Source organism: Rhodococcus opacus B4 (assembly GCF_000010805.1).
Lineage (GTDB): Bacteria > Actinomycetota > Actinomycetes > Mycobacteriales > Mycobacteriaceae > Rhodococcus_F > Rhodococcus_F opacus_C.
This window is the reverse complement of record NC_012522.1, coordinates 5,457,565-5,482,650: the sequence shown is the minus strand read 5'-3', so window position 1 is coordinate 5,482,650 and position 25,086 is coordinate 5,457,565. Positions and strand designations below refer to the sequence as shown.

The window sequence follows — 25,086 nt, the reverse complement described above, 5'->3', positions numbered from 1 at the left end:
GCCGTAGCAGACATCTGCCGGCCCGGCCCGACCGCTACTCTCAGGGCCATGGCCGCCAAGATCACCGCCCACGACGTGCTCGAGTTGGTACTGGACGCCGGCAGCTTCGTCTCCTGGGACACCACGCCCGTCGACGCTCGGCCGAACGAGAAGTACCGCGCCGACCTGCAGAAGGCCGCCGAGAAGTCGGGCGTCGACGAATCGGTGATCACCGGGGTCGGCACCGTCCGCGGCCGCCCGGTTGCGGTGATCGCCTGCGAGTTCGCGTTCCTCGCCGGTTCGATCGGCGTGGCCGCCGCCGAGCGGATCGTCACCGCCATCGAACGCGCCACCCGCGAGGGTCTCCCCCTGCTGGCCTCGCCCACGTCGGGGGGCACCCGCATGCAGGAGGGCACCGTCGCCTTCGTGCAGATGGTGAAGATCGCGGCCGCCGTCGCCACCCACAAGGCCGCCCACCTCCCCTACCTGGTGTACCTGCGGAACCCGACCACCGGCGGCGTCTTCGCATCCTGGGGTTCCCTCGGGCACATCACGGTGGCCGAACCCGGTGCGCTCGTCGGGTTCCTCGGGCCCCGCGTCTACGAGGCGCTGTACGGCGAGAAGTTCCCCGAGGGCGTGCAGACGTCCGAGAACCTGTACCGCAACGGCGTCATCGACGGCGTCGTCCCCGCCTCCCGCCTGCGCAGGCTCGTGCACCGAGCGTTGAAGGTGTTGATCGATCCGCCGACACCACCCGCCGCCACCGAACCGGTGCCGGACGTCGACATCCCCGACGTTCCCGCATGGCAGTCGGTGATGCTGTCGCGGCGCGCCGACCGGCCCGGCATCCGCCACCTGCTGCGGCACGCGGCCACCGAGCAGGTGCCCCTCAGCGGCACCGGCCAGGGCGAGACCGAGGGGACGGTGCTGCTGTCGCTGGCCCGTTTCCGCGGCGCGCCGTGCGTGCTGCTGGGCCAGGACCGCGCCGGACAGTCCGCGCTGAACACGATGGGTCCCGCCGCCCTCCGCGAGGCACGCCGCGGCATGCGGTTGGCCGAGGAGTTGCAGATCCCCCTGGTCCTGGTGATCGACACGCTCGGTGCCGCGCTGTCGCAGGAGGCCGAGGAGCGCGGTCTCGCCCCCGAGATCGCCCGCTGCATCTCCGACCTCGTGACGTTGAAGACGCCGACCGTGTCCGTTCTGCTCGGTCAGGGCACGGGCGGCGGGGCGCTGGCGTTCCTCCCCGCCGACCGCGTGCTCGCGGCACAGAACGGGTGGCTGGCCCCGCTGCCTCCCGAAGGTGCCAGCGCGATCGTCCACCGCGACACCACCCACGCCCCCGAGATGGCGGCCGCACAGGGCATCCGTTCCCTCGACCTCCTGCGGGACGGCGTCATCGACGCCATCATCCCCGAGCACCCCGACGCCGCCGACGAGGCCGTCGACTTCTCCAAGCGGGTCGGCGAGGCCATCTCCCGGGAACTCCGCTCGCTCTCCGGGGCCCCGGAGAGCGAGCGCTTTGCGGCCCGACTCGCTCGCTACCGGAACCTCGGCCTCGATTAGCAGAGTTTGATCGTCGGGTTGTACATGTCCATCCATAACGCGAGGTCGAGGGTGCGCTCGAGTCCGCGACGCGACACCTGACTGATCTGCGGGGTGTCGACGGACACCGCTCGCGACAGCCAGTCCGCGCTGACCAGGCCGAACACCGGGTGCGCGGGGTCGCTCAGCAACTCCTTGCCGTGCTGCTGCAACGCCACCGCGTACTTGGGGTCCTGCGTGGACGGGTACGGCGACTTCACCCGGTCGATCACCGACTGGGGCAGCACATCGCTGGTCGCGGCCCGCAGCAGCGACTTCTCCTTGCCGTCGAACGTCTTCAGCGACCACGGCGTGTTGAACACGTACTCGACCAACCGGTGATCGCAGAACGGCACCCGCACCTCGAGCCCGACGGCCATGCTCGCGCGGTCCTTACGGTCGAGAAGGACCCGGACGAACCGCGTCAGATGCAGGTAGCAGATCTTGCGCATCCGCCACTCGAAGTCGGATTCACCGTCCAGCCGGTCGATTCCGGAGATCGCTGCGTCGTACGAATCCTGCACGTAGTCGTCCATGCGCAGCCCCGCCGTGACGTCCGGGGTGAAGATGTTGCTCTCGTCGCCGAAGTGCTCGGCGAACTGCACGAGCCACGGGAAGGTGTTCGCCTGCTGAGCCTTCGGGTCGAAGAACTGCTTGTAGCCGCCGAACACCTCGTCCGCCGACTCACCGGACAGTGCCACGGTGGAGTGCTGCCGGATCGCCTTGAACAGCAGGTACAGCGACGCGTCCATGTCGCCGAGACCCATGGGGATGTCACGAGCGCGGATGACCTTCGCACGCACGGCGGGATCGGCGAGGTCGTCGGAGTCGAGGACGATGTCCTGATGCGCGGTCCCGGACCTGCGGGCCACGTCGTGCACGTACGGGGTGTCCGGGGTGCCCCGCAGTTCGTCGGCGACGAAATGTTCGGTCTGCCCGACGAAGTCGACGGCGAAGGTGCGGACCGTCTCCCCCGCGTGGGCGAGCTGCCCGGCGGCGATGCCCGTCATCGCCGAGGAGTCGAGACCACCGGACAGCAGGGTGCAGCGCGGCACGTCGGCGACCAGTTGCCTGCGCACGATGTCGTCGAGGAGTTCGCGGACGTGCGCGACGGACGTGTCCCGGTCGTCGGTGTGCGGGCGGGTCTGCAGCGTCCAGTACCGGTGCGTCCGGAGTCCGGTGCGCGAGACGGTGACCACCGTGCCCGGTTCCACCTCACGCATGCCCTCCCACACGGCGTGGCCCGGCGTCTTCACGAACGCGAACAGCTCCCGGATCCCGTCCATCGTGACGGTCGGCTCGGCGATCGGATTGGCAAGAATCGCTTTGGGTTCCGAACCGAACAGCACACCGTCGGGAGTCTCGTAGTAGTAGAACGGCTTGATGCCCATGCGGTCACGGATCATCACCAGGGTGTCGGTGCGCGAATCCCAGATGGCGAACGCGTACATGCCGTTGAGTCGCTCGGCGACGGCCTCGCCCCATTCCAGGTACCCGTGGAGCACCACCTCGGTGTCGGAGTTCGTGGCAAACCGGTGCCCGCGCCCGTACAGTTCCTCGCGCAATTCACCGAAGTTGTACACCTCCCCCGAGTAGACCATCGCCACGGTCCCGCCGGGACTGTCCACGCTCATCGGCTGATGCCCGCCGGGCAGATCGATGATCGCGAGCCTTCGGTGCCCGAGAGCTGCATGTTCGACGACCCACGTACCGCGATCGTCCGGCCCCCGGCAGTTCATCGTCTCCGCCATGGCATCCACGGTGGACTGTTCGACGCGTAGATCGCGGTCGAACGAGATCCATCCGGCGATTCCGCACATTTGTTCCTCCGGCTGTCGCTGGCGCTCTTCCTTCGGCGCATGGTCAGTTGCGAGGCGGCGAACCGAGCCCGAACCGTAGCAATCACATTGACAGTTCTTTACTCTTGCTAACCACCTATATTCCACGGTAACTCTTTTCGGCGCACAGGCGGTGAGCCCGGAGTCGCCGCCGGTCAGAACGGCGCGGGTTCGCCGGTAGCGCAGGCGTCGGTAGCGCAGGCGTCAGGTGCTCGCGCGCCGGGCGACCGGCGCCGCGCCGCATCCAGGCGGGCCTGCCGGCGACGGCGCTCGGCCCGGATCCGGGCAGCCTTGTGCTGCTCGTGGGTGCGGCGGGCTCCTCCGTCGGCGAGGTGGCCACCTCCAGCGACACCGTCTCGTCCGCCACCGAGAAGGCCCGACGACCGCGGTCGGTATCGGTGCCCGGTGGGTGCTGTCAACTCGATTCCGCCCTCGGCGTCCACCTGCCAGTGTCCGGAACGTTTGAGCCGGTGATGATTTCGGCAGCAGGCGGTCAGGTTTCCGGCCACCGTCGGACCTCCGGCGGTGGGATCGGAGTGATCGAACGGCCGATGATGATCGAGGTCCGTGTTCCAGGCCGCGACATCGCAGTGCAACCTCGCACCCGCCGGCCAGCACCCGCAGCCAGGTGTCGAGAACTGTACCGGGACGGTACGTGGTCGCCCCGGCGACGCTCGGCGGCCGCACCGGTTCGACGTCGGCGTCGGCTTCGATCTCGCGCGCGTGCGCGGCGTCGACGATTCCGTAGCCGTCGAGGTAGGCCGGTTCATCGCTGCCTGCGAGTGTGGAGCCGAGCCTGATCAGGTGCACGAGCGGCTTGCACGCTGTGGATACGATGCGCGAGTCCTGACCGCAATCGGATTGCCCGCATTCGCATTTCACGTACCCGGCACCGTCGACGAGGGCGGACAATCCGTCGGCCCGTCGCTGTTCGTAGGTTCGAAGATCTTTCGGGCACACGGTGTTCGCCAGTTCCCGCAATCGGGCGTCGAATGCCCTGCCCTGCACCTGCCCTGCGCGGCGGGGACGGATCCGAGGATGCGGCACATGCCGTCCTCGGCAGCACTGACTCCGACGAATCTGTCCGCCTGCGCCTTCTCCCGCTTGGCGCGCACCCCGGCCGGGTCGAGCCTCGCGATGATGCGGTTGGCGGCGTTCGTCAGCCTGCGGCCGGTCAATCCGTTCCACCGGCCCGCGGTGGGGCCAGAACCTGTTCGAGGAGTTGACGTTCGACCTCGCCGATGCAGTCGTCGGTGACGTTTGCCGTCGCGTCCTCGATCAGGCGAACCCGGTACATGTCGAGGTCGCCGCGTGCCATGGCCTCGCGGGTCGCAGGCAACCGGGTACGCAGCGACATTCCCAGGCCGATCAGTCGGCCCGCAGCCGCTCGCCCCATGGTGAGTGCGGCACCGATCTCGGCCTCGACCACTTCGTGCGCGGTCGACGTCCAAGCTCCGTCGGACTCGATCTCGGCAGTGCGGCGCACGAACAGCTCCGCGATCACCGCCAGCTTCCGTTCGGCCACTACCGATTCACTGCGATGCAGGTCGGTCATCAACTCGACCAGACCCACGTCGGATTCCGTGTCGACGAGACAGCAGGCCGTCTCGTGAATCCCCCGATCGACTACCCCCGTATCGAACATGCGTCCTATCGGCACGCGCCCAACCACACAAGACCCGGATTTCGACCTCACCGCACCGATCCACGCGAACGGCGCTGTGTTCCACGGTGTCCAGATTGCGCCGACTCGTGGTTCGACCAACCGACGACCCACAGTTGCCGGTGCGGCGGCGAGCAGAGCCGCCAGGATTGCAGCGTCACCGCTGTCCGCGGCGGTTGAGTTGAGCCCTCGGAATCACAGCCCCGTCCACAGGCGCGAGATCGAGGTCTGCACTGTGACACTCGAATGAACCGGCGGATCCATTGAGTTGGGGAGAGTCACCGCTACCCACTCCCCGCGACGATGGCGGGAACGGTGGCGGCGACGATGATGGCGGCGTTGACGGCCTCGACGGATTTGCGCACGGCCTTGCCTGCCCAGTCGCCTTCGGCGATCTCCTTCGCCCGGTTCTTCACGGCGCGACGATCGGCGTCCGGGAACAGCTTCGGGGCCGCGTCGACCGCGGACAGGAGCGAGATGAGCGCGGCGGTACGCGGAGTGGGGCCGACCCCGTCGAGGAGTGCGGCGCTCAGTTGAGACCGCAGCGCGCGTTCGTGGCTGCCGTCGACCTCGGGCCACCGCGTGGTGGGGAAGAGGCCGAGGACCTTGCCCTTCTCCTCGCGAACCCACCCCGCGTCGACGATGCGCTTCGAGACGTCTTCGCGCAGGTTCTTCGCGAGTTTCTCGATCGCTGTCTCCGGTTTCATCGGCTTGGCCGTACCGATGAGGTCGACGGCCCGCGTGAGCAGTGAATCCTGCGGCCGCTCGCCGTCGCGGACGACGAGACGCCCCTTCTTCACGTTTTCGCCGGGTTCGGCCGGGGTGACGACGTCACCGAGGGCCAGTTCGAGAAGGACGGCGCCGGCGAGGACGCGCGACATCCGGGTCCCGTCGACGACGGGTTTCCCGGAGGCGTCATCGAGAAGCAGCAACAGCAGGTCTTCGGCGAGCAGCGTCATGCCTCCACGATAGGGCGGAGTCGCGGCGAAGTCCGGTGTCCGTTCAGCCGCCCCGGGCAATGTTTGCCGGTTACCGTGATGGGGGAATGTTTCCGAGTATCACCGGACGGTTGTCGGGCACCGCAGTCAAGCACGAGGAGCGGCTATGAGCGCGATCGGACGCCGTCGGGGGCACCCGACAACCGGATTCTGTCGGGCACTCCTGGCGGTCGCCGTCGTTGCGTCGTCGGCCATGTTCGGTCAGGTGGCGACGGCGTCGGCGGACGAGTGGCGGGCCCTTCCCGCCGACAAGCCGGCCTCGGCAGACGGATCAGTCCTCGACCACGTCGAGGAGATCAACGACCGTCAACTGAACATGTTCGTCTACTCGGCGGCGATGGAGAAGGTGATCCTTCTCGAGGTGATCCGTCCCGCCGATACGAGCGTCCCCCGGCCGACCTTGTACCTGCTCAACGGTGCCGGTGGCGGCGAGGATTCGGCGACGTGGCAGGCGCGGACGGACGTGGTCCCCTTCTTCGCCGACAAGAACGTCAACGTCGTCACCCCCGTCGGCGGCGCATACAGCTACTACACCGACTGGCAGAAGCCCGATCCCGTCCTCGGCGTGAACAAGTGGACCACGTTCCTCACCGAGGAACTTCCCCCGATCGTCGACGCCACACTCGGAACGAACGGCGCGAACGCCATCGCGGGACTGTCGATGTCGGGCACGTCCGTCCTGAGCCTGGCCGAGGCGGCGCCCTCGCTGTATCGGGCGGTCGGCGCGTTCAGCGGGTGCGCCCAGACGAGCACCCAGCCGGGCCGCGACTACGTCACGTTCGTCGTCAGCTTCCGCGGCGGGGACGTCGAGAACATGTGGGGACCGCCCGACGACCCCGCCTGGGTGGCCAACGACCCCGTCGTCAACGCCGAGAAGCTGCGCGGCATCGACCTGTACATCAGCAATGCCACCGGACTGCCCGGCGTCCACGAGAACCTCAACGGCCCGGATATCAACGGGGATGTGGGGACCCTGGCCAACCAGGTGATCATCGGCGGCATCATCGAGGCCGGAACCAATCAGTGCACCCATGCGCTGGCCGACAGGCTCAATGCCCTGGGAATCCCCGCGACGTACGACTTCCGGCCCACCGGCACTCACTCGTGGGGCTATTGGCAGGACGACCTGCACAACTCGTGGCCGATGATCGCCGGTTCCCTGGGTCTCTGACCGGCACACCGCACGACTCCGCCGGGCGACGAGAGACCCGGCCGTCCGGACGGTGTCCCGGACACCTGACGTCGCATAAGGTGTCTCGGATCAGAGGACGACGAGAGGACGTGCATCGATGAGTTCCCCGGGAACCGCGCCTTCGAGCGACAACCATGGCCAGAGCTACGCCGAGGTCTACCGCCGGAGCTCCGACAGTCCCGAGGAGTTCTGGCTCGCCGCCGCCGGCGCCGTCGAATGGGAGACGCCACCGACGCGGGCGCTCGACGACTCCGCCGCCCCGATGTACCGGTGGTTTCCGGACGCGTCGCTGAACACCTGCTTCAACGCCCTGGACCGGCACGTGCGCGACGGCAACGGAGACCGGGCGGCGCTGATCTACGACTCCGCGATGGTCCCCGACGCGTCCCGCACCTACACCTACGCAGAACTTCTCGACGAGGTGTCCCGGTTCGCCGGCGTCCTGAAGGACCAGGGCGTGGTGGCCGGGGACCGGGTGATCGTCTACATGCCGATGATCCCCGAAGCGGCGATCGCGATGCTGGCCTGCGCCCGCATCGGTGCCGTGCACTCCGTGGTGTTCGGGGGCTTCGCCGCGAAGGAACTCGCGACGCGCATCGACGATGCCGGACCGGTGGTGCTGGTGACGGCGTCGGGCGGCCTCGAACCGGGGCGCGCCGTCGAATACCTCCCGATGGTGGCAAAGGCCCTCGAATTGTCCGCCACCCCTCCGCACACGGTGATCGTCAAGGACCGGGAGCAGGTCGCCGGTTCGGCGGCCGACTACCAGGGCGGCGAGGCTGCGTGGTTCGACTGGGACGCGCTGGTGGCGGATGCCGTACCCGCGGAGCCGGTTCCGGTGGCCGCGACGGACCCGCTGTACATCCTGTACACGTCCGGCACCACAGGGAAGCCGAAAGGCGTGATCCGCGACAACGGCGGACACGCCGTCGCGCTCACGTGGTCGATGCGCAACATCTACGACATCGGGCCGGGCGACGTGTGGTGGACCGCGTCCGACGTCGGCTGGGTGGTCGGCCACTCCTACATCGTCTACGGACCGCTTTTCGCCGGTGCCACGTCGGTGCTCTACGAGGGCAAACCGGTCGGCACCCCGGATGCGGGGGCGTTCTGGCGGGTGATCTCCGATCACGGGGTGTCGGCCCTGTTCACCGCACCGACCGCGATCCGCGCCGTGCGCAAGGCCGATCCCGACGCGAAGGAGATCGAAAAGTACGACATCTCCTCCCTGCAGACGCTGTTCGCCGCGGGCGAGCGCCTCGACCCCGACACGTACGCGTGGGCGACCCGGGTCCTGGGCCGTCCCGTCGTCGACCACTGGTGGCAGACCGAGACCGGCTGGGCGATCTGCGCCAACCTGCGCGGTCTCGAACCCATGCCACTGAAGGCCGGCTCCCCCACCGTCCCCGTCCCCGGGTACCGGGTGCAGGTCGTCGACGGCGAGGGAAACGCGGTTCCCGCAGGGGCCGAGGGCAACATCGTGATCGGCCTGCCCCTGCCTCCGGGGACCCTGGCCGGGTTGTGGCGCGACCCGGAGCGCTACGTGAAGTCCTACCTCGCCACGTTCGAGGGCTACTACCTCACCGGCGACTCCGGGTACATCGACGAGGACGGGTACGTGTTCGTCCTCGGGCGCAGCGACGACGTCATCAACGTTGCCGGACACCGGCTTTCGACCGGCAGCATGGAGGCCGTGGTCGCGGGGCACCCCGCGGTGGCCGAGTGCGCGGTGGTCGGGATCAAGGACGAACTCAAGGGCCAGCGGCCCAGCGGCTACGTGGTACTCAAGGCCGGCGTCGACATCGACCCCGAGACGCTCCGCACCGAACTCGTCGCGATGGTGCGTGATCAGATCGGCGCCGTCGCCACGTTCCGCGACGTGACGGTCGTGCAGGCGCTGCCCAAGACCCGCTCCGGCAAGATCCTGCGCAAGACGATGCGGCAGATCGCCGACCACGAGGAGTACACGGTGCCCTCCACCATCGAGGACGTCGCCGTCCTCGACGCGCTGAAGAAACAGTTGGGCGGCTGACCGCTCAGACCCGGACGGCCGCGTCGAGCGCCTGATCCACCAGCACCTCGACGCGGTCCGGTTCGAGTGGATCGAGGTCGAACAGGATGCGGTAGACGATCGGCGCCACCACGTGGTCGATCACGTGCTCGATCGCGCACTGAACACCCGAGCCGACCGGTTCGCCGCGTCCGAGAATCGTCTCGATCTGGGTGCGGCAGAACGTCGCGCACTTGAGCGGATTGGTGTCGCCGCTCATCACGACGTCGCGCAGTGCCGCCCGCCCCACGGGCGAGGACATCTCCTCGAGGTACTCCTGCGCCCAGGTGACGAGGTCGCCTCGCACACTGCCGGTTTCGCGCGGGGGCGCGTCGGGACGCAGTCGCTCGATCGCGACGTCCGCGAACACCTCGGTGATATCGCCCCAGCGCCGGTAGATGGTCGACGGGGTGACCCCGGCGTCGGCGGCGATCATCGGGACGGTGATGTCCGCTCGGTCGCGCTCGTCGAGAAGTTTGCGCGTGGACGCGTGCACCGCCTGCTGGATGCGGGCGCTGCGACCACCGGGGCGTGGGCCTGGAGCCGGACTCATGCCTCCATGCTAACGCAAAGACATTGCATTAAGAATGGTGGCGGCGTACCGTCCATTAACGCAAACCTTTTGCTTTAACGTTCTCCGGGAGTACGCCCATGCCGATCCTTGCACCCGAAGCACCACCGACGCCTCGACCTGCACTGCGCCGCGGAGCCGCCTTCACGCTCGTCGCGGTCGTGATCGCCACCCTGCTCGGCGCGTCCGCCGCCCCTACACCCCTGTACGAGGTGTACCAGTCGAACTGGGGTTTCTCTTCGCTGCAATCGACGCTGATCTTCGGCATCTACGCCGTGAGCCTGCTGCTGGCGCTGCTCACCGTGGGGTCGCTGTCCGACTACGTCGGCCGACGCCCCGTGCTGATCACCGCGCTCGTGTTCGAGGCGGTCTCGATGATCCTGTTCGCGACCGCCGAAGGCATCGGACTCCTGCTGCTCGCCAGGGTGGTGCAGGGTTTCGCGACCGGCGCCGCGATCAGCGCCCTCGGTTCCACCCTCCTCGACCTCGAACGCACACCGGGACGCGGCGCCACCGTCAACAGCATCGCGCCCACCGCCGGACTCGCACTGGGCGCCATCGGATCGAGCCTGATCAGCGAACACCTTCCCCGGCCCACCAGCACCGTGTTCCTGGTGCTCCTCGCGCTGTTCGTCGTCGAGATCCTCGGCATCTGGACCGCACCCGAGACGGCGGTCCGGCAGAAGGGCGCGCTGGCGTCGATGCGGCCTGCGCTCACGGTCCCGTCCACCGCCAGGAGAATGCTCGTGGTCACGGGCCCGTGCCTGATCGCCGTGTGGGCGCTGGGCGGCTTCTACCTGTCGCTCGGACCGTCACTCGCCCGCAACGCCCTCGACGTGCACACGTCGCTGATCGGCGCCATCATGGTCGCGACGCTCACCGGGACCGGTGCACTCGCGGTGTTCCTGCTGCGCAACCTCGCGGCACGTCGGATCCTGGTCGTCGGAGCGTCGGCCCTCGTAGCCGGCGTCGCCGTCACCCTGCTCGGCGCCGAAACATCCTCGGCGCCGTGGATTCTCGCGGGAACCGCGGTGGCGGGCATCGGGTTCGGCGCCGGCTTCCAGGGCACCATCCGCACCGTCATGCCGCTCGCCGAACCACACGAGCGCGCGGGACTGCTGTCGAGCATCTACGTGATCGCCTACCTCGCCAACAGCATTCCCGCGCTGGTCGCCGGATACCTCGTCGGGCAGGTCGGGCTCGTCGACACCACCCGCATCTACGGCGGACTCGTCATCGTCCTCGCCGCGGCGGCCCTCGTGCGCCGTGCCCCCGTGAGTACTTGTTAACCGCCCGCGGTTAAGTCGCCCGCAATCCGGGCTGCCGGGCCACTCACAAGTACTCACGGGGCCTTGATCTCACCGTACCGGGCCAGGGCCTCCTGCCGTTCGTGGGCGTGGTCGACGATCGGCGGCGGATAGTCTTCGGGGCGGCCGTCTTTCAGAGCATGGACGGCCTTCCCGGAGATCCCGCGCAATTCGGGCACCCACCGGCGCACGTACTCGCCGTCGGGGTCGAACTTCTCGCCCTGCGTCGTGGGGTTGAACACCCGGAAGTACGGCGACGCGTCCGTTCCCGATCCCGCGGTCCACTGCCACCCGTGCTGGTTGTTCGCCAGATCGCCGTCGACGAGCTGGTTCATGAAGTAGCGGGCGCCCCGCCACCACGGCAGGTGCAGATCCTTGACGAAGAACGACGCGACGATCATCCGCACCCGGTTGTGCATCCAGTTCTCGGCTTTCAGCTGCCGCATCCCGGCGTCGACGATCGGGAACCCCGTCCGGCCCTCGCACCACGCCGTGTACGCGTCCTCGGCGTCGGGCCCGCTGTCGTAGCGGATGTGGTCGAAGCGGCGGTCGTAATTGCCGCGTGCACTGTCGGGACGCTGGAAGAGGATGTCGGCGTAGAAGTCCCGCCACGCCAGCTGCCGCCGGTACTGCTCGGCACTCTTGCTGCGGCGGCGGGCGAGATCGCGGAGCATCGTCCGCGGATGAATGTTGCCGTATTTCAGGTACACCGACATCCGGCTGGTCGCGTCGAGCCCGGGACGATCCCGCGCGTCCTCGTACCCGGCCAGGTCGTCCTCGCAGAACTCCGCCCACCGCTCCAGCGCCGCCGCCTCACCCGCGGCGTACCCGTCGGATTCGGGTTCCGGGATCGTCACCCGCCGCGTCTTCACGTCGTCCGGGTCCATCCACTCCACCGTGTCGGGCCCGGTGTCGATCGGCGCACGCCACCCGTGCTCGAGCCACTGCCGGAAGTACGGGGTGAACACGCGGTACGGCTCCCCGTCCGTCTTGGTCACCCGGCCGGGCGCCACGGCGTACGGCGAACCGGTGGCCACCAGGTCGACGTGCTCGGCGACGGCGGCGTCCCGCTCGCGACCGTAGGGTCCGTAGTCGGCGCTGACGTGCACCTCTTCGGCCGAGACCTTCTTCGCCACCCGCGGAACCACGTCGACGGGATCGCCCTTCACCACCAGCAACCGGCCGTCGAGACTGTCGTCCAGTGCGGCGAGGCTGCGGAACAGGAAGTCCCGGCGGGCACCCCCCGACGTCTTCAGCAACCGGTCGTCGAGGACGAACAGGCCGAGCGCGCGTGCCCCCGACTCGGCGACCGTGTGAAGCGTCGGCAGATCACCGAGCCGGAGGTCGCGGCGGAACCAGACGAGTGCGGTGTCCATGCCTGCCACGGTATCGAAGCGCGGGCCGATCAGTTACTGGAGCGAGCAGACGACAGCACCGACAGGTACGGGGCGTCGATGTCGTAGTGCTCGAACGCGGACAGCGCCGCACGGGCGAACGTGCGCTGCACCGCCCATTGCCTGCCGGGCTTGGTCCGCGCGGTGATCCGCAGCGTGACCGATTCCGCGGTCACGGAGTTCACACCCAGCAGTTCCGGGGGTTCGAGCACGTCCGCCGCGATCGCGTCGCCCTTGGCCGCCTCGGTGACGGCCTCCAGCGCCACCTCGCACGCCCGTTGCACGTTGGCGGCGTGCGCGATCGGCAGATCGACCACCGCGACCGCGTACCCCTGGCTCATGTTGCCGACCCGCACGATCTCGCCGTTGCGGCAGTACCAGAGAGTGCCGTTGACGTCGCGGATCGTCGTGACCCGCAGACCCACCGTCTCGACCGTTCCCACGGCCTCGCCGAGGTCCACGACGTCGCCGACCCCGTACTGGTCCTCGAGCAGCATGAAGATGCCCGACAGGAAGTCCCGGACGAGATTCTGGGCGCCGAAACCGAGCGCGACACCGATCACACCGGCGGACGCGATGAACGGCGCGACGTTGACGCCGAGAACCGCGAGGACCTGCAGCACCACCCAGATGAGCACCACGATCGACACCGTCGACTTGAGCACCGACCCGATCGTCCGGGCGCGTTGCGCGCGACGCTCGTTGACCATCGCCTCCTTGACGCCGCGCGGGGCGCGTTCCCGCAGGGGGCGGAGCATGGCCGGTTTGTCCGAAGGCTCCCGGGGCCGCGTCATCCGGTCGATCATCCGGTGCAACGCGAAACGCAGCACGAGCGCCAGAACGACGTAGGTCGCGATCTCGGCCGGCCGGTGAATCAGCCAGTCACGGTTGGTTTCGGTCAGTTCGAATGCCTGCAGTGAAGAAAACATCGACCCCGAGTGTACGGACGAGACACGCTCCGACAACTGCCATCCGCACGTCCGGCGGTCGCTCCCACGGCACAATGCAGGGGTGACCGTCACAGACTCAGCCAGTGTCCTCGTGGTCGACGACGACGAGGACGTGCGGACGTCCCTCGAACGCGGCCTGCGCCTGTCCGGATTCACCGTCCTCACCGCCGTCGACGGCGCCGACGCACTCCGGGTGGTCAGCGAGCAACGCCCGGACGCGATGGTGCTCGACATGAACATGCCGGTCATCGACGGCACCGGCGTGGTGACGGCGCTTCGCGCCATGAGCAACGACATCCCGATCTGTGTGCTCAGCGCCCGCGACACCGTCGACGACCGCATCTCGGGCCTGGAATCGGGCGCCGACGACTACCTGGTCAAGCCGTTCGTCCTCGCCGAACTCATCGCCCGGATCCGGGCGATGCTGCGGCGGCACGGAACGACCACCGCCGCGCCCGCCGACTCACAAGCCACCCCGCCGATCCGCGTCGGTGCGCTCGAGATCCGGACGTCCGCACGCCGGGTCTTCATGGCGGGCGAGGAGGTCACGCTGACCAAACGGGAATTCGAACTGCTCGAGGTCCTCGCCCGCAACGTCGGCATCGTGCTGAGCCGTGAGCGGCTCCTCGAACTGGTGTGGGGGTACGACTTCGTCGCCGACACCAACGTGGTCGACGTCTTCGTCGGCTACCTGCGGCGCAAGTTCGAGGTCGGTGGTCAGCCGCGTATCCTGCACACGGTCCGCGGAGTGGGGTTCGTACTGCGGGAACCGTCGTGAAACGGTCGTTCTCCCTCCGGACGCGTGTGGCGGCGGCGACGGCACTGGGTGCGACGATCATCGTCGTCGCGCTCGGCATCCTGGTGTCGCTGGCGATCAACCGCAACAACCTGTCGCAACTCGACCGGCGGCTGGAGACGGCGTCCGACGTCCTCGTTCCCAACGCGGCCACCGCCGGGCTGTTCCTCGGCGCACTCGGCGACAAGGGCGCGTTCGCCATCACCATCCGGTCCGCTGACGGCGACACGGTCCTCGTCAGCACGCCCACCCAACTGCCCGAACTGGACCCGGGCACCCAGACCGTCGAGGTCGGGGACACGCGGTATCGGGCGTACACCGCGACCGTTCCGCTCCTCGGCACCCGGATCTCCCTGGCCGTGCCGTACGCCGAAGCTCAGGACGTGACGTCGGAGCAGCAACGGCAGGTGGCCCTCGTCGGTGTTCTCGCGGTGGCCGCCGCCAGCGGCCTCGGGTGGCTGTTCGGTGGTCGTGCGGTGCGCCCCCTGGTCGACCTGACCGGCCGCATCGTGCGCCGCGAACCGAAGCTGACGCCCACGACCTCCGGTGTGCGGGAGGCCGATGAACTGGCCTCCGCCGCGGAGTCGATGCTGCGCGACGTCGCGGAGGCGCAGGACGCGACCACGGCCGCGCTCGCCACCGCACGCGACTTCGCCGCCGTCTCCGCGCACGAACTTCGCACGCCCCTCACCGCGATGCGCACCGACCTCGAGGTCCTCGCCACTCTCGACCTGACGCCGGAACAGCAGCATGAGATCTTCCGCGACCTCGCCCGCTCACAGGACCGGGTGGAATCGACGCTGTCCGACCTCGAGCGCCTCGCCCGCGGTGAACTGTCGACCGACAAGGACTTCGTCGACTGCGACCTCGTCGACATCAGCGACCTCGCCGCGGAGGAGGCGATGCGTCACAATCCCGGCCTGCAGGTGACCGTCGACGCGGCCCCGGTGACGGTCCGCGGCATGCCCGGCGGGCTGCGTCTCACGCTGGACAACGCCATCAAGAACGCGGTCCGGCACGGCGGCGCCACCGCCGTGACGATCACGCTGAGAGCGGCCGACGGCATCACGACCGTCGTCGTCGACGACAACGGTTCCGGGGTGCCCGAGGCCGAGCGGTCCGTGGTGTTCGAACGGTTCCACCGCGGGTCCAACGCGACGAAGAGCGGGTCGGGCCTGGGCCTGGCGCTCGTCGCCCAGCAGGCCGCCCTGCACAACGGCAGCGCGCGATTCGAGGTCAGCCCGCTCGGCGGCGCACGCCTCGTCGTCGAGCTGCACACCGACACGACCCGGAAAGCGGAAAGCCCCGCCTCACCCTGAGGTGATGCGGGGCCTTCGGACCGTGGAGACTATTCCTTCACGTCCAGCAGGTCGATCATGAACACCAGCGTCTTGCCGGACAGCTGGTGCCCGGCGCCGGCCGGACCGTAGGCGAGCTCCGGCGGGATGGTGAGCTGACGACGCCCGCCCACCTTCATGCCGGGGATGCCGTCCTGCCAGCCCTTGATGAGGCCGCGCAGCGGGAACTGGATGGACTCGCCGCGGCTCCAGGAGGAGTCGAACTCCTCGCCGGACTCGAACTCGACGCCGACGTAGTGCACCTCGACGGTGCCACCGGGGACGGCCTCGGCGCCGTCGCCGACCACCACGTCCTTGACGACCAGGTCGGTCGGGGCGGGGCCCTCTTGGAACTCGATCTCGGGCTTGGTCATGTGTCCTCCTCGATGAGGGCTCTATGGTTCGGCACGGGTATTCGCGATCAGCGACCCGTGACGTCCTTGTAGTCACGCTCGGTGTAGCCGGTGTAGATCTGGCGCGGACGGCCGATCTTCGTAGCGGGATCTTCGTGCATCTCGCGCCAGTGTGCAATCCACCCGGGCAGCCGGCCCATGGCGAACAGAACGGTGAACATGCGTGTGGGGAAGCCCATCGCGCGGTAGATCAGACCCGTGTAGAAGTCGACGTTCGGGTACAGCTTGCGCTCGACGAAGTAGTCGTCGGTCAGCGCCGCCTCTTCGAGGGCCATCGCGATGTCGAGCAGTTCGTCGTCGCCGCCGAGCTTGTCGAGGATGGTGTGCGCCGTCTGCTTGACGATCGCCGCGCGCGGGTCGTAGTTGCGGTAGACGCGGTGCCCGAAGCCCATGAGCTTCACGCCGTCTTCCTTGTTCTTGACCTTGCGGACGAAATCGCCTGCGTTGCTGCCGCTGGCCTTGATCTCGTCGAGCATCTCCAGCACCGCCTGGTTGGCGCCGCCGTGCAGCGGACCCCAGAGTGCGTTGATGCCACCGGAAATCGAGGTGAACAGGTTGGCGTCGGAGGAGCCGACCAGGCGGACCGTCGACGTCGAGCAGTTCTGCTCGTGGTCGGCGTGCAGGATCAGCAGCATGTCGAGTGCCTTGGCGATCTCGGGATCGATCTCGTAGGGCTCCGCGGGGAAGCCGAACGTCATCCGGAGGAAGTTCTCGACGAGGTTCAGGGAGTTGTCCGGGTACAGGAACGGCTGTCCGACGGACTTCTTGTACGCGTAGGCCGCGATGGTCGGCAGCTTCGCGAGAAGGCGGATCGTCGACAGTTCGACCTGTTCCGGGTCTGCCGGGTCCAGGGAGTCCTGGTAGTACGCGGACAGTGCGTTGACGGCGCTGGACAGGACCGGCATCGGGTGTGCGTTCCGGGGGAACCCGTCGAAGAACCTCTTGAGGTCTTCGTGCAGCAGGGTGTGGCGCCGGATCCGGTCGGTGAACGACTCCAACTGCGCCGCGGTCGGCAGCTCACCGTAGATCAGCAGGTAGCTGACCTCGATGAAGGTCGACTGCTCGGCCAGCTGCTCGATCGGGTATCCGCGGTAGCGGAGAATCCCCTTCTCACCGTCGATATAGGTGATCGCGGAGCTGGTGGAGGCGGTATTGACGAAACCCGGGTCCAGGGTGGTGTACCCGGTGCTGGCGAGCAGCTTGCCCAGTTCGATACCGTCATTGCCCTCGGTTGCCCTGGCAATGGACATCGTGTGCTCACCACCAGGGTAGGTAAGCGTGGGCTTTGTGTCATTGTCAGGCACGAAGCATCCCTCTCAAGCTCAAACCAATGAGTAACAACTTCATTCAGGTAGAAACTAGTCCCACTCTGGCCTGCGTGCCGAAGGCGGGTCCGCTCAGAGCCCGTGATGCGGCTTTCGCGCGGGATGTGCGGCGACCTCGGGGAAGGGTCGTCGAACGTGTTGGGCGAGTGTCCGATTTGCCCGCACGGCGCGGGAGCCGAATCGGTGAGGGCCAGTTGCCCGGGACTGGACTGGCCGCGTCACCTGCACCGATGCCGGAGACGGCGGAGAACGCACGCCGAGTTGCCCGATGCGGTGAGGGAAGTACAGAGGCTGACACAAAGGCTGTCGGCCGCGACGGAAGAACCCCCGCCGGACGTATCGACCGGACCGCGACCGGTGTTACACCGTCTCACCAAGTGGGCACCCGGCGGTCGAAAATCGAACCGCTACGACCCCAGCGCCGACATGCCCCACACACCGGTCCACTGCTGTCCCGGAGCGAGCACCAACTGATCGATTCCGGAGTTGAACGCATCCGGCGGGCACGTCATCGGTTCGAGGGCCAGCGCCCGGCCGCGGCCCGGGTACGACTTGCCCGCGTCGGGATCCGCGACGAACGCCTGCAGCCAGCCGAATTCCCGGGCCGCCCACAGGACCGTTCCCGTGCCGTCCGGCGCGCGTAATTCGTGCCGCGACCTGCCGTCCACGTCGACGTCGAGCGCGCTGAACGGGGTGTCGAGCGCCACACCAGCCAACGTGCGGGGGCTGGTGAAGTCGTATTCTGTGCCCGCGACGGCCTGCGAACCCCCGCTGGGCAGCATGCGCTCGTCGAGCGGCAGCCGGGTGCCGGCGGACAGGCGCAGCGTGCACTCGTCGAGGGGAACGTCGCCGGCGCGGACGTAGGAATGGAAACCCATCCCGAACGGCGCCGGGATGGCTCCCGTGTTGGTGGCGGTGTGCGTCACGGTGAGGCCGTCGTCGCTCAGGGCGTAGTCGACGGTGAGCCGCAGCGGGTACGGCCACCCCTTGTGGAGGCCGACGTCGATCGACAGCTCGATGCGGTCATCGGTGTGATTCACGACACGCCAGTCCCGGCGACGGACGAATCCGTGGCTCGCGTTGGCGAATCCCGGCTCGGTGATCTCGAGCTGGTGGTCGATGCCGTCGAAGACGAACCGGCCGTCGCGGATCCGGTTGGGCCACGGCGCGAGGATCAACCCGGCGGACAGCGGTGGCCGGGTGCCGAGATCCCACGTCTCGGTGAGCGCCGTCGGCCCGTCCCGGCCGTCCCGTTCGAGTAGCCGGAGTCCGGCGCCCGTGGCCGCGATACCGGCCCGGTAGCCGCCGCCCCGGATCTCGAATCCAGCCGTGGCAGGCCTGTCCGTCTTCGACGACTGCGCTTCACCCATGCATTTCAGTGTGCACGAGATCTGCGCGAGATTCGTGATGGCGCACAGGAACCTAGCGCGTGACCTTGTATCGCATCAGCGCCGGGAACGCGAGCGCGGCGATCACCACACCGACGACGACGAGGACGCCGCCACCCGCCGCGGCGACGCTCGTTCCGACTGCCGCGGCCGCTGCGCCGTGCAGGACGTCGCCGATCCGCGGGCCCCCGGCAACGACGACGATGAAGACGCCCTGGAGTCGTCCGCGCATCTCGTCCGTGGCGACCTGCTGGAGCATGGTGCTGCGGAACGCGGCGGAGACCATGTCGACGGCGCCGCCGAACGCGAGGAATGCCAGGGCGATCCACAACAGGGCGGGACTGTCGCCGGGCGAGGCGAGCCCCACGACGACGCCGAAGCCCACCATCGCCAGACCCCACAGGGCGATGCACACGATCACGGCGCGGCCCTGACGCCGGACCCTCGGCAGCCAGCCGGAGAACACCCCGCCGGCCACCGCGCCGACGGACATCGCCGCGAACAGCAGGCCGAGCGCCACACCGCCGGAGGCTGGGTCGCCGAACGTGTCGTGCGCGATCTGAGGGAACAATGCCCGCGGCATGCCGAACACCATCGCGATGATGTCGACGACGAACGACGCGAGCAGCACCTTCTGGGTGGCGAGGTAGGCGAACCCGTCGAACACCTCGCGCAGCCCGGCGCGCCGGGATTCCCCGGTCGGCGGGATGGCGGGCAGCCGGAGCACCGCCCACAGGGTGGCGAGGAGGGCGATCGAATCGACGAGATACAGCGTGGACAGCCCGACCACCGGGATCATGACCCCGGCGAGCAGCGGTCCGGCGATGGCGCCGAACTGCATGACCGTCATGTTGAGCGAATTGGCTGCGGGCAGCTGTTCCGCCGGGATGAGCCGCGGAATGATCGCGCTGCGGGTCGGCTGGTTGACGGCGAAGAACGCCTGCTGCAGGCCCAGCAGCACGAGGACCAGCCACACGTTGTTCAGGCCGAGCGCCGCCTGCGCCCAGAACAGCACCGCCGTGACACCGAGTCCGACGGTGGTGATGGTCAGCAGCTTCCGCCGGTCCATGACGTCGGCGAGCGCGCCGCCCCACAGACCGAACACGATCAGCGGTACCAGCGCGAAGACACCGGTCAGACCCACGTACGCCGAGCTGCGGGTGATCTCGTACACCTGCTGCGGCACGGCGACGACGCTGAGCTGCCCGCCGATCACCGTCACGATCCCGGCCGCCCACAGGCGCCGGTAGTCCCGGTTCTGCAGCGGCGCCGTGTCGGCGAGCAGCCGCCGCGTCCTCTTCTCGGTGACGGTGTCGGTCATTCTTCCCTTAGCTCGTTTCCCATGCTCACTATTCCCGGGCGGTCACGGCTGCAGCCGCTCCACCGTCCACGCGCCGTCGGCCAGCGACGTCCGGATGCGGTTGTGCATCCGATTGGCGCGGCCCTGCCAGAACTCCACCACCGCGGGCCGGATCAGGATTCCGCCCCAGTCCGGCCGCACCGGGATGTCGACGTCGACGGGGAAACGCTCGCCCGCGTGCAGCAGCGCCGCGTCCAGTTCGGCCCGCGACGCGATCGGCCGCGACTGTTCGGACGCCCACGCGCCCAGCCGGGATCCACGCGGCCTGCTGTGCCAGTACTCGTCCGTGACCTCGGCACTCACCCGCTCGACGGGGCCGCGCACGGTGATCTGCCGGGCGACGGGCACCCATGTGAACGTCACCGACGCGTAGGGCACGGCGTCCAGCTGGCGGCCCTTGTCCGATTCGTAGTTGGTGAAGAACAGCACGCCGTCGGCACTCAGTCCCTTGCAGAGGACGGTGCGGGTGCACGGGTGACCGTGCTCGTCGACGGTCCCGAGCGTCATCGCGTTGGGCTCGGGAACCCCCGACTCCACGGCGTCCTCGAGCCACCGGCGCATCAGGGGAAGCCAGCCGTCGCTCAGCTGGTCGGCGTCCAGATCGGAGTCGTTGTACCGTCCGTCGGGGCCCTGATGTGCGTAGCCGACGCGCATCGCCGCGAGGTCCTTGTTCACCGGTTTCGGCTGTTCTGCATCTGGAGACACAGCCGAGAACGCTACTCCCGGGTATGCACTGATCAACTCTCCGGTGACACCGGCTAAAGTTTTGGAGACCGAGCCCGTCCCCTCGGATTGCAGCAGCGTTCGTGCGATGCCCGGAGACGGGAAGTCGATTGCGCGGACAAGGGTGCCTGCCCATCCCGCATGCACGCCCAGCGCAATTGTCGAACGCCGAGACAGTGCCGCTCTGACCGGGGGCACTCGAACGAGGAGAGTCCACGAGCTATGTCAGCTAGCGCGGCAATACCGGACGATTTCGTCAGCGGACTGGAAGGCGTCGTCGCGTTCACCAGCGACATCGCCGAGCCCGACAAGGACGGCGGCGCCCTGCGCTACCGCGGCGTCGACATCGAGGAACTCGTCTCCAAGCACGTCACGTTCGGCAACGTGTGGGCCCTGCTCGTCGACGGCCGCTTCGGCCCCGGACTGCCCCCGGCCGAACCGTTCCCCCTCCCCGTGCACACCGGCGACGTCCGCGTCGACGTCCAGGCCGGCCTCGCCATGCTCGCCCCCATCTGGGGATACCAGCCCCTCCTCGACATCGACGACGACACCGCCCGCGAACAACTCGCCCGCGCCTCCGTCATGGCCCTGTCCTACGTCGCCCAGTCCGCCCGCGGCATCTACCAGCCCGCCGTCCCCCAGAAACGGATCGACGAAGCCAAGACCGTCACCGAACGGTTCATGGTCCGCTGGAAAGGCGACCCCGACCCCGCCCACGTCGAAGCCATCGACGCCTACTGGGTCTCCGCCGCCGAACACGGCATGAACGCCTCCACCTTCACCGCCCGTGTCATCGCCTCCACCGGCGCCGACGTCGCCGCCTCCCTCTCCGGCGCCATCGGCGCCATGTCCGGCCCCCTGCACGGCGGCGCCCCCGCCCGCGTGCTGCCGATGATCGAGGACACCGAGAAGTCCGGCGACGCCCGCGCCCTGGTCAAGGGCATCCTCGACCGCAAGGACAAGCTGATGGGCTTCGGGCACCGCGTCTACCGCGCCGAAGACCCCCGCGCCCGGGTGCTCCGCGCCACCGCCAAACGCCTGAACGCCCCCCGCTTCGAGGCGGCCGCCGCCCTCGAACAGGCCGCCCTCGCCGAACTGCGCGAACGCCGCCCCGACCGGGCCATCGAAACGAACGTCGAATTCTGGGCCGCCGTCATCCTCGACTTCGCCGAGGTCCCCGCGCACATGATGCCCGCCATGTTCACCTGCGGCCGCACCGCCGGCTGGTGCGCCCACATCCTCGAGCAGAAACGCCTCGGCAAACTCGTCCGCCCCGCCGCCATCTACACCGGACCCGCACCCCGCACCCCCGAGTCCGTCGAGGGCTGGGACCAGATCGCCCACACCAGCTGACCGTCTCCCCCGCCTGAATCAGTAAGGAACAGAAAGTAGCGATGACCTCCACACCGATCATCCCCGCAGACCTCCTGCCCGCCGACGGACGGTTCGGCTGCGGACCCTCCAAGGTTCGCCCCGAACAGCTGCAGTCGCTGGTCGAGGTGGGCTCCTCGGTGTTCGGCACCAGCCACCGCCAGAAACCCGTCAAGGACGTCGTCGCCAGCGTGCGGTCCGGCCTCGCCGATCTGTTCTCCCTGCCCGAAGGGTACGAGGTGGTGCTCGGCAACGGTGGCACCACCGCGTTCTGGGATGCGGCCGCATTCGGCCTGATCCGGGAGAAGTCGCTGCACCTGACGAACGGCGAGTTCAGCTCCAAGTTCGCGTCGGTCGCGAAGAACAACCCGTTCATCGGCGACCCGATCGTCGTCTCCGCCGACCCGGGCAGCGCTCCCGAGCCCGTCTCCGATCCGTCCGTCGACCTCATCGGCTGGGCGCACAACGAGACGTCCACCGGTGTCGCGATCCCCGTCTCGCGTCCCGCGGGCTCGGAGAACGCGCTCATCGCCATCGACGCCACCTCCGGCGCCGGCGGCCTGCCGGTGAACGTCGCCGACGCCGACGTGTACTACTTCGCGCCGCAGAAGTGCTTCGCCGCCGATGGTGGCCTGTGGATCGCGCTGATGAGCCCGAAGGCGCTCGAGCGGGTCGCGGAGATCAAGGATTCGGGTCGCTGGACCCCCGACTTCCTGTCGCTGCCCATCGCGGTGGACAACAGCTCCAAGGACCAGACGTACAACACGCCCGCGGTCGCGACGCTGCTGCTGCTCGCCAACCAGATCGACTGGCTGAACGGCAAGGGCGGACTGGACTGGGCCACGTCGCGTACCGCCGATTCGTCCTCGCGCCTGTACCAGTGGGCCGAGGCCAGCGAGTACGCCACGCCGTTCGTCACCGATCCCGCGCACCGCTCGCAGGTCGTCGGCACCATCGACTTCGACGACAAGATCGACGCCGCCCAGGTGGCGAAGATCCTGCGGGCCAACGGCGTCGTCGACACGGAGCCGTACCGCAAGCTGGGCCGCAACCAGCTGCGCGTCGGCATGTTCCCGGCCATCGACCCCGAGGACGTCTCGCAGCTCACGAAGAGCATCGACTGGGTCGTCTCGCAGCTCGGCTGAGTCCCGGCACCGACACCCGTCAGCCCCCGGCACAGAAGTGCCGGGGGCTGACGGCCTTTCCGGGTCAGTCCGTGTCGAGGAAGCGGTGGAACGGCGCGAGCGCCTCGTCGCCGAGATGCGGCCCGCTCACCTGGATCTCGACGCTCGCCGCATCGAGCACGTCGGCGCAGCCGAGCGTGAACCGTGGCCCGTCGGGGAGGATCCGGGAGAAGTCGGCGGACGAGGCCGCGTAGACCACCCGCGTGATCCCGGCCCACACCATCGCCGCACTGCACATCGGGCACGGCTCGCCGCTCGCGTACATGGTGGCGCCGACCAGGTCGCCCGTCCGGCCTTCACCGCAGGCGGTGGTGATCGCGTCGAGTTCCGCGTGCTCGGTGACGTCCGCGGACGTCGCCACGGAGTTGGCGCCCTCACTGATCACGTGACCGTCGGCGCCGACCGCGACCGCACCGAACGGCCTGTTGCCCGCGTCCCCCGTCTCGTCGGCGAGTTCGATGGCCCGCCGCAGGTGCGCAAGGTCCACGTCGTCGACATCGCTCTGGCTCATCGACTCAGATCCACTTCTGTTCCGACGCCCCGTTCCCGGGCTGTGTCGATCAGTATGCGCGCCACGGCGAGGTCCTGGAGGCCGATCCCGGCGGACCATTCGGGAAACGACGAAGCGTAGCGCGGGCGTAACGCCGGGACGGGATTTGCCCGCGCGTGTCCTGCCGCACGGGCTGTCACGAATGAATTACAGTTGCCCGGGTGCAGAGTCGCGAGCCGGCGCGATAAGGAGGTCAACGTGCGAGAGCTTCGAGTGATCGGTCTCGAGCCCGATGGATCGCACGTCGTGTGCGCAGATGCCAGTACCGGCGAAAAATTCCGGCTTCCCGCCGATGACAAACTCCGCGCCGCATCCCGCGGGGACATCGCTCGACTCGGCCAGATTGAGATCGAAATGGACAGTCAGCTCAGGCCCCGCGAAATCCAGGCCCGCATCCGTGCCGGCGCCTCCGTCGAACAGGTTGCCGACGAGGCCGGCATCCCCCTGGCGAAGGTCGAGCGTTTCGCATATCCGGTTCTGCTCGAACGTTCCCGTGCCGCCGAGATGGCGCAGGGCGGACACCCGGTGCGCGACAACGGCCCCGCCGTTCCCACGCTCGCCGAGATCGTCACGCAGGCGTTCCGCGCGCGGGGACACAACATCGACGACGCCACGTGGGACGCGTGGCGCGACGAGGACAATCACTGGGTCGCCCAGCTGCAGTGGCAGGCCGGGCGTACCACCAACGCGGCGCACTGGCGGTACCAGCCGGACGCGCACGGCGGCACCATCGTCGCCCTCGACGACACCGCGTTCGACCTGATCGACCCCGACTTCGGCCGTCCGCTCCGCGGATTGGCGCCGGTGGCGTCCGAGGAGCCGGAACAGCTCGAACTCGCCGAGTTCCCCACCGAGGTGGAGGTGCCGACGATCGAGCCCGAGGAGATCATCGAGGCCGACGTCACCGAGGAGCCCGAGGACGAGCCCGCCCCGTCCGAGGAGCCGTCCTCCCCCAAGATCGCTCCGCACCAGACGAACAACAAGGACAAGCGCGGCAAACCCGCCCTCCCCTCCTGGGACGACGTCCTGCTCGGTGTCCGCAGCAGCGGTCGCTGACCGTCGGCGCGGTAAGCAGGCGGGGAACACGGCCGGGGTCGTACTCTTTCAGGAAGACGC

23 protein-coding genes and 1 pseudogene are annotated in these 25,086 nt (G+C 68.5%); 9 read left to right on the top strand and 15 right to left on the bottom strand.

What is annotated here, in order from left to right; all coding sequences use genetic code 11:
* The first annotated feature begins 48 nt into the window (after nucleotides 1-48).
* Complete coding sequence (locus ROP_RS25190) at nucleotides 49-1,542, top strand: acetyl-coenzyme A carboxylase carboxyl transferase subunits beta/alpha (protein ID WP_015888827.1); 1,494 nt, start codon at nucleotides 49-51, stop codon at nucleotides 1,540-1,542.
* Here the strand turns inward: ROP_RS25190 and asnB are convergent.
* The 6 genes and pseudogenes from asnB to ROP_RS25175 form a co-directional block, all read right to left on the bottom strand.
* Complete coding sequence (gene asnB, locus ROP_RS25185; protein WP_015888826.1) at nucleotides 1,539-3,380, bottom strand: asparagine synthase (glutamine-hydrolyzing); 1,842 nt, start codon at nucleotides 3,378-3,380, stop codon at nucleotides 1,539-1,541. The genes ROP_RS25190 and asnB overlap by 4 nt on opposite strands.
* 173 nt (nucleotides 3,381-3,553) lie before the next feature.
* Nucleotides 3,554-3,907 (bottom strand): hypothetical protein, encoded by a 354-nt coding sequence (locus ROP_RS44310; protein WP_231868977.1) that lies wholly within the window; start codon nucleotides 3,905-3,907, stop codon nucleotides 3,554-3,556.
* Between the two features lie 172 nt (nucleotides 3,908-4,079).
* Nucleotides 4,080-4,358 (bottom strand): annotated as a pseudogene (locus tag ROP_RS44875) (DUF222 domain-containing protein); the annotation flags it as partial.
* Nucleotides 4,277-4,576, bottom strand: coding sequence for a DUF222 domain-containing protein (locus ROP_RS44870; protein WP_269454458.1), 300 nt, complete (start codon nucleotides 4,574-4,576; stop codon nucleotides 4,277-4,279). The gene ROP_RS44870 and the pseudogene ROP_RS44875, both read right to left, overlap by 82 nt.
* Nucleotides 4,573-5,043, bottom strand: a complete 471-nt coding sequence (locus ROP_RS44305; protein ID WP_015888823.1) for a DUF222 domain-containing protein — start codon at nucleotides 5,041-5,043, stop codon at nucleotides 4,573-4,575. Before ROP_RS44305 ends, ROP_RS44870 begins: the two co-directional genes overlap by 4 nt.
* Nucleotides 5,044-5,345: 302 nt before the next feature.
* The gene (locus tag ROP_RS25175) at nucleotides 5,346-6,020 is read right to left on the bottom strand and encodes a GOLPH3/VPS74 family protein (RefSeq protein WP_015888822.1); all 675 of its coding nucleotides are present in this window, start codon (nucleotides 6,018-6,020) and stop codon (nucleotides 5,346-5,348) included.
* Between the two features lie 145 nt (nucleotides 6,021-6,165).
* Between ROP_RS25175 and ROP_RS25170 the strand changes: the two genes are divergently transcribed.
* Nucleotides 6,166-7,230 carry an alpha/beta hydrolase gene (locus ROP_RS25170; RefSeq protein ID WP_015888821.1) on the top strand — a complete coding sequence of 355 codons (1,065 nt, stop codon included), beginning with the start codon at nucleotides 6,166-6,168 and terminating at the stop codon, nucleotides 7,228-7,230.
* Between the two features lie 118 nt (nucleotides 7,231-7,348).
* Nucleotides 7,349-9,283, top strand: coding sequence for a propionyl-CoA synthetase (locus ROP_RS25165; protein ID WP_015888820.1), 1,935 nt, complete (start codon nucleotides 7,349-7,351; stop codon nucleotides 9,281-9,283).
* 4 nt (nucleotides 9,284-9,287) lie between these two features.
* On the opposite strand, the gene ROP_RS25160 is transcribed toward ROP_RS25165, so the two are convergent.
* Entirely contained in the window at nucleotides 9,288-9,854 is a 567-nt protein-coding gene (locus tag ROP_RS25160; protein WP_015888819.1) for a TetR/AcrR family transcriptional regulator, read from the bottom strand.
* A gap of 98 nt (nucleotides 9,855-9,952) precedes the next feature.
* Here ROP_RS25160 and ROP_RS25155 point away from each other — a divergent pair, with 98 nt between their 5' ends.
* Nucleotides 9,953-11,161, top strand: a complete 1,209-nt coding sequence (locus tag ROP_RS25155) for an MFS transporter (RefSeq protein WP_015888818.1) — start codon at nucleotides 9,953-9,955, stop codon at nucleotides 11,159-11,161.
* Nucleotides 11,162-11,214: 53 nt separating this feature from the next.
* Here ROP_RS25155 and ROP_RS25150 read toward each other — a convergent pair whose 3' ends face one another.
* Entirely contained in the window at nucleotides 11,215-12,555 is a 1,341-nt protein-coding gene (locus tag ROP_RS25150) for a cryptochrome/photolyase family protein (RefSeq protein ID WP_015888817.1), read from the bottom strand.
* A gap of 29 nt (nucleotides 12,556-12,584) precedes the next feature.
* Nucleotides 12,585-13,502 carry a mechanosensitive ion channel family protein gene (locus ROP_RS25145; RefSeq protein ID WP_043825291.1) on the bottom strand — a complete coding sequence of 306 codons (918 nt, stop codon included), beginning with the start codon at nucleotides 13,500-13,502 and terminating at the stop codon, nucleotides 12,585-12,587.
* Nucleotides 13,503-13,584: 82 nt separating this feature from the next.
* On the opposite strand from ROP_RS25145, the gene ROP_RS25140 reads away from it, so the two are divergent.
* Nucleotides 13,585-14,301 carry a response regulator transcription factor gene (locus ROP_RS25140; protein WP_015888815.1) on the top strand — a complete coding sequence of 239 codons (717 nt, stop codon included), beginning with the start codon at nucleotides 13,585-13,587 and terminating at the stop codon, nucleotides 14,299-14,301.
* Nucleotides 14,298-15,638: a sensor histidine kinase gene (locus ROP_RS25135; RefSeq protein ID WP_015888814.1), complete on the top strand. Its 1,341-nt coding sequence runs from the start codon at nucleotides 14,298-14,300 to the stop codon at nucleotides 15,636-15,638. Before ROP_RS25140 ends, ROP_RS25135 begins: the two co-directional genes overlap by 4 nt.
* A 29-nt stretch (nucleotides 15,639-15,667) precedes the next feature.
* On the opposite strand, the gene ROP_RS25130 is transcribed toward ROP_RS25135, so the two are convergent.
* The 5 genes from ROP_RS25130 to pdxH form a co-directional block, all read right to left on the bottom strand.
* The gene (locus ROP_RS25130) at nucleotides 15,668-16,030 is read right to left on the bottom strand and encodes an FKBP-type peptidyl-prolyl cis-trans isomerase (protein ID WP_015888813.1); all 363 of its coding nucleotides are present in this window, start codon (nucleotides 16,028-16,030) and stop codon (nucleotides 15,668-15,670) included.
* Between the two features lie 47 nt (nucleotides 16,031-16,077).
* Nucleotides 16,078-17,373, bottom strand: a complete 1,296-nt coding sequence (locus ROP_RS25125; protein ID WP_015888812.1) for a citrate synthase — start codon at nucleotides 17,371-17,373, stop codon at nucleotides 16,078-16,080.
* A gap of 428 nt (nucleotides 17,374-17,801) precedes the next feature.
* The gene (locus ROP_RS25120) at nucleotides 17,802-18,764 is read right to left on the bottom strand and encodes an aldose 1-epimerase family protein (RefSeq protein WP_015888811.1); all 963 of its coding nucleotides are present in this window, start codon (nucleotides 18,762-18,764) and stop codon (nucleotides 17,802-17,804) included.
* Between the two features lie 52 nt (nucleotides 18,765-18,816).
* A complete protein-coding gene (locus tag ROP_RS25115; protein WP_015888810.1) occupies nucleotides 18,817-20,103 on the bottom strand; it encodes an MFS transporter in 1,287 nt (428 codons plus the stop codon).
* A 42-nt stretch (nucleotides 20,104-20,145) separates the two neighbouring features.
* Nucleotides 20,146-20,817 (bottom strand): pyridoxamine 5'-phosphate oxidase, encoded by a 672-nt coding sequence (gene pdxH / locus ROP_RS25110; protein WP_080512520.1) that lies wholly within the window; start codon nucleotides 20,815-20,817, stop codon nucleotides 20,146-20,148.
* A gap of 270 nt (nucleotides 20,818-21,087) precedes the next feature.
* Here pdxH and ROP_RS25105 point away from each other — a divergent pair, with 270 nt between their 5' ends.
* On the top strand, nucleotides 21,088-22,218 hold the full coding sequence (locus ROP_RS25105) for a citrate synthase 2 (protein ID WP_015888808.1): 1,131 nt from the start codon (nucleotides 21,088-21,090) through the stop codon (nucleotides 22,216-22,218).
* A 41-nt stretch (nucleotides 22,219-22,259) separates the two neighbouring features.
* A complete protein-coding gene (serC, locus tag ROP_RS25100) occupies nucleotides 22,260-23,381 on the top strand; it encodes a phosphoserine transaminase (protein WP_005244098.1) in 1,122 nt (373 codons plus the stop codon).
* A gap of 64 nt (nucleotides 23,382-23,445) precedes the next feature.
* On the opposite strand, the gene ROP_RS25095 is transcribed toward serC, so the two are convergent.
* Nucleotides 23,446-23,931 (bottom strand): nucleoside deaminase, encoded by a 486-nt coding sequence (locus ROP_RS25095; RefSeq protein ID WP_015888807.1) that lies wholly within the window; start codon nucleotides 23,929-23,931, stop codon nucleotides 23,446-23,448.
* A gap of 237 nt (nucleotides 23,932-24,168) precedes the next feature.
* On the opposite strand from ROP_RS25095, the gene sepH reads away from it, so the two are divergent.
* Nucleotides 24,169-25,026: a septation protein SepH gene (gene sepH, locus ROP_RS25090; protein ID WP_015888806.1), complete on the top strand. Its 858-nt coding sequence runs from the start codon at nucleotides 24,169-24,171 to the stop codon at nucleotides 25,024-25,026.
* The last annotated feature ends 60 nt before the right edge of the window (nucleotides 25,027-25,086 follow it).

Bases quoted from the DNA above. Each gene is read 5' to 3' on its own strand.
- ROP_RS25190 (WP_015888827.1), top strand. From the start codon at position 49: ATGGCCGCCAAGATCACCGCCCACGACGTGCTCGAGTTGGTACTGGAC.
- asnB (WP_015888826.1), bottom strand. From the start codon at position 3,380: ATGTGCGGAATCGCCGGATGGATCTCGTTCGACCGCGATCTACGCGTC.
- ROP_RS44305 (WP_015888823.1), bottom strand. From the start codon at position 5,043: ATGTTCGATACGGGGGTAGTCGATCGGGGGATTCACGAGACGGCCTGC.
- ROP_RS25175 (WP_015888822.1), bottom strand. From the start codon at position 6,020: ATGACGCTGCTCGCCGAAGACCTGCTGTTGCTGCTTCTCGATGACGCC.
- ROP_RS25170 (WP_015888821.1), top strand. From the start codon at position 6,166: ATGAGCGCGATCGGACGCCGTCGGGGGCACCCGACAACCGGATTCTGT.
- ROP_RS25165 (WP_015888820.1), top strand. From the start codon at position 7,349: ATGAGTTCCCCGGGAACCGCGCCTTCGAGCGACAACCATGGCCAGAGC.
- ROP_RS25160 (WP_015888819.1), bottom strand. From the start codon at position 9,854: ATGAGTCCGGCTCCAGGCCCACGCCCCGGTGGTCGCAGCGCCCGCATC.
- ROP_RS25155 (WP_015888818.1), top strand. From the start codon at position 9,953: ATGCCGATCCTTGCACCCGAAGCACCACCGACGCCTCGACCTGCACTG.
- ROP_RS25150 (WP_015888817.1), bottom strand. From the start codon at position 12,555: ATGGACACCGCACTCGTCTGGTTCCGCCGCGACCTCCGGCTCGGTGAT.
- ROP_RS25145 (WP_043825291.1), bottom strand. From the start codon at position 13,502: ATGTTTTCTTCACTGCAGGCATTCGAACTGACCGAAACCAACCGTGAC.
- ROP_RS25130 (WP_015888813.1), bottom strand. From the start codon at position 16,030: ATGACCAAGCCCGAGATCGAGTTCCAAGAGGGCCCCGCCCCGACCGAC.
- ROP_RS25120 (WP_015888811.1), bottom strand. From the start codon at position 18,764: ATGGGTGAAGCGCAGTCGTCGAAGACGGACAGGCCTGCCACGGCTGGA.
- ROP_RS25115 (WP_015888810.1), bottom strand. From the start codon at position 20,103: ATGACCGACACCGTCACCGAGAAGAGGACGCGGCGGCTGCTCGCCGAC.
- ROP_RS25105 (WP_015888808.1), top strand. From the start codon at position 21,088: ATGTCAGCTAGCGCGGCAATACCGGACGATTTCGTCAGCGGACTGGAA.
- serC (WP_005244098.1), top strand. From the start codon at position 22,260: ATGACCTCCACACCGATCATCCCCGCAGACCTCCTGCCCGCCGACGGA.
- ROP_RS25095 (WP_015888807.1), bottom strand. From the start codon at position 23,931: ATGAGCCAGAGCGATGTCGACGACGTGGACCTTGCGCACCTGCGGCGG.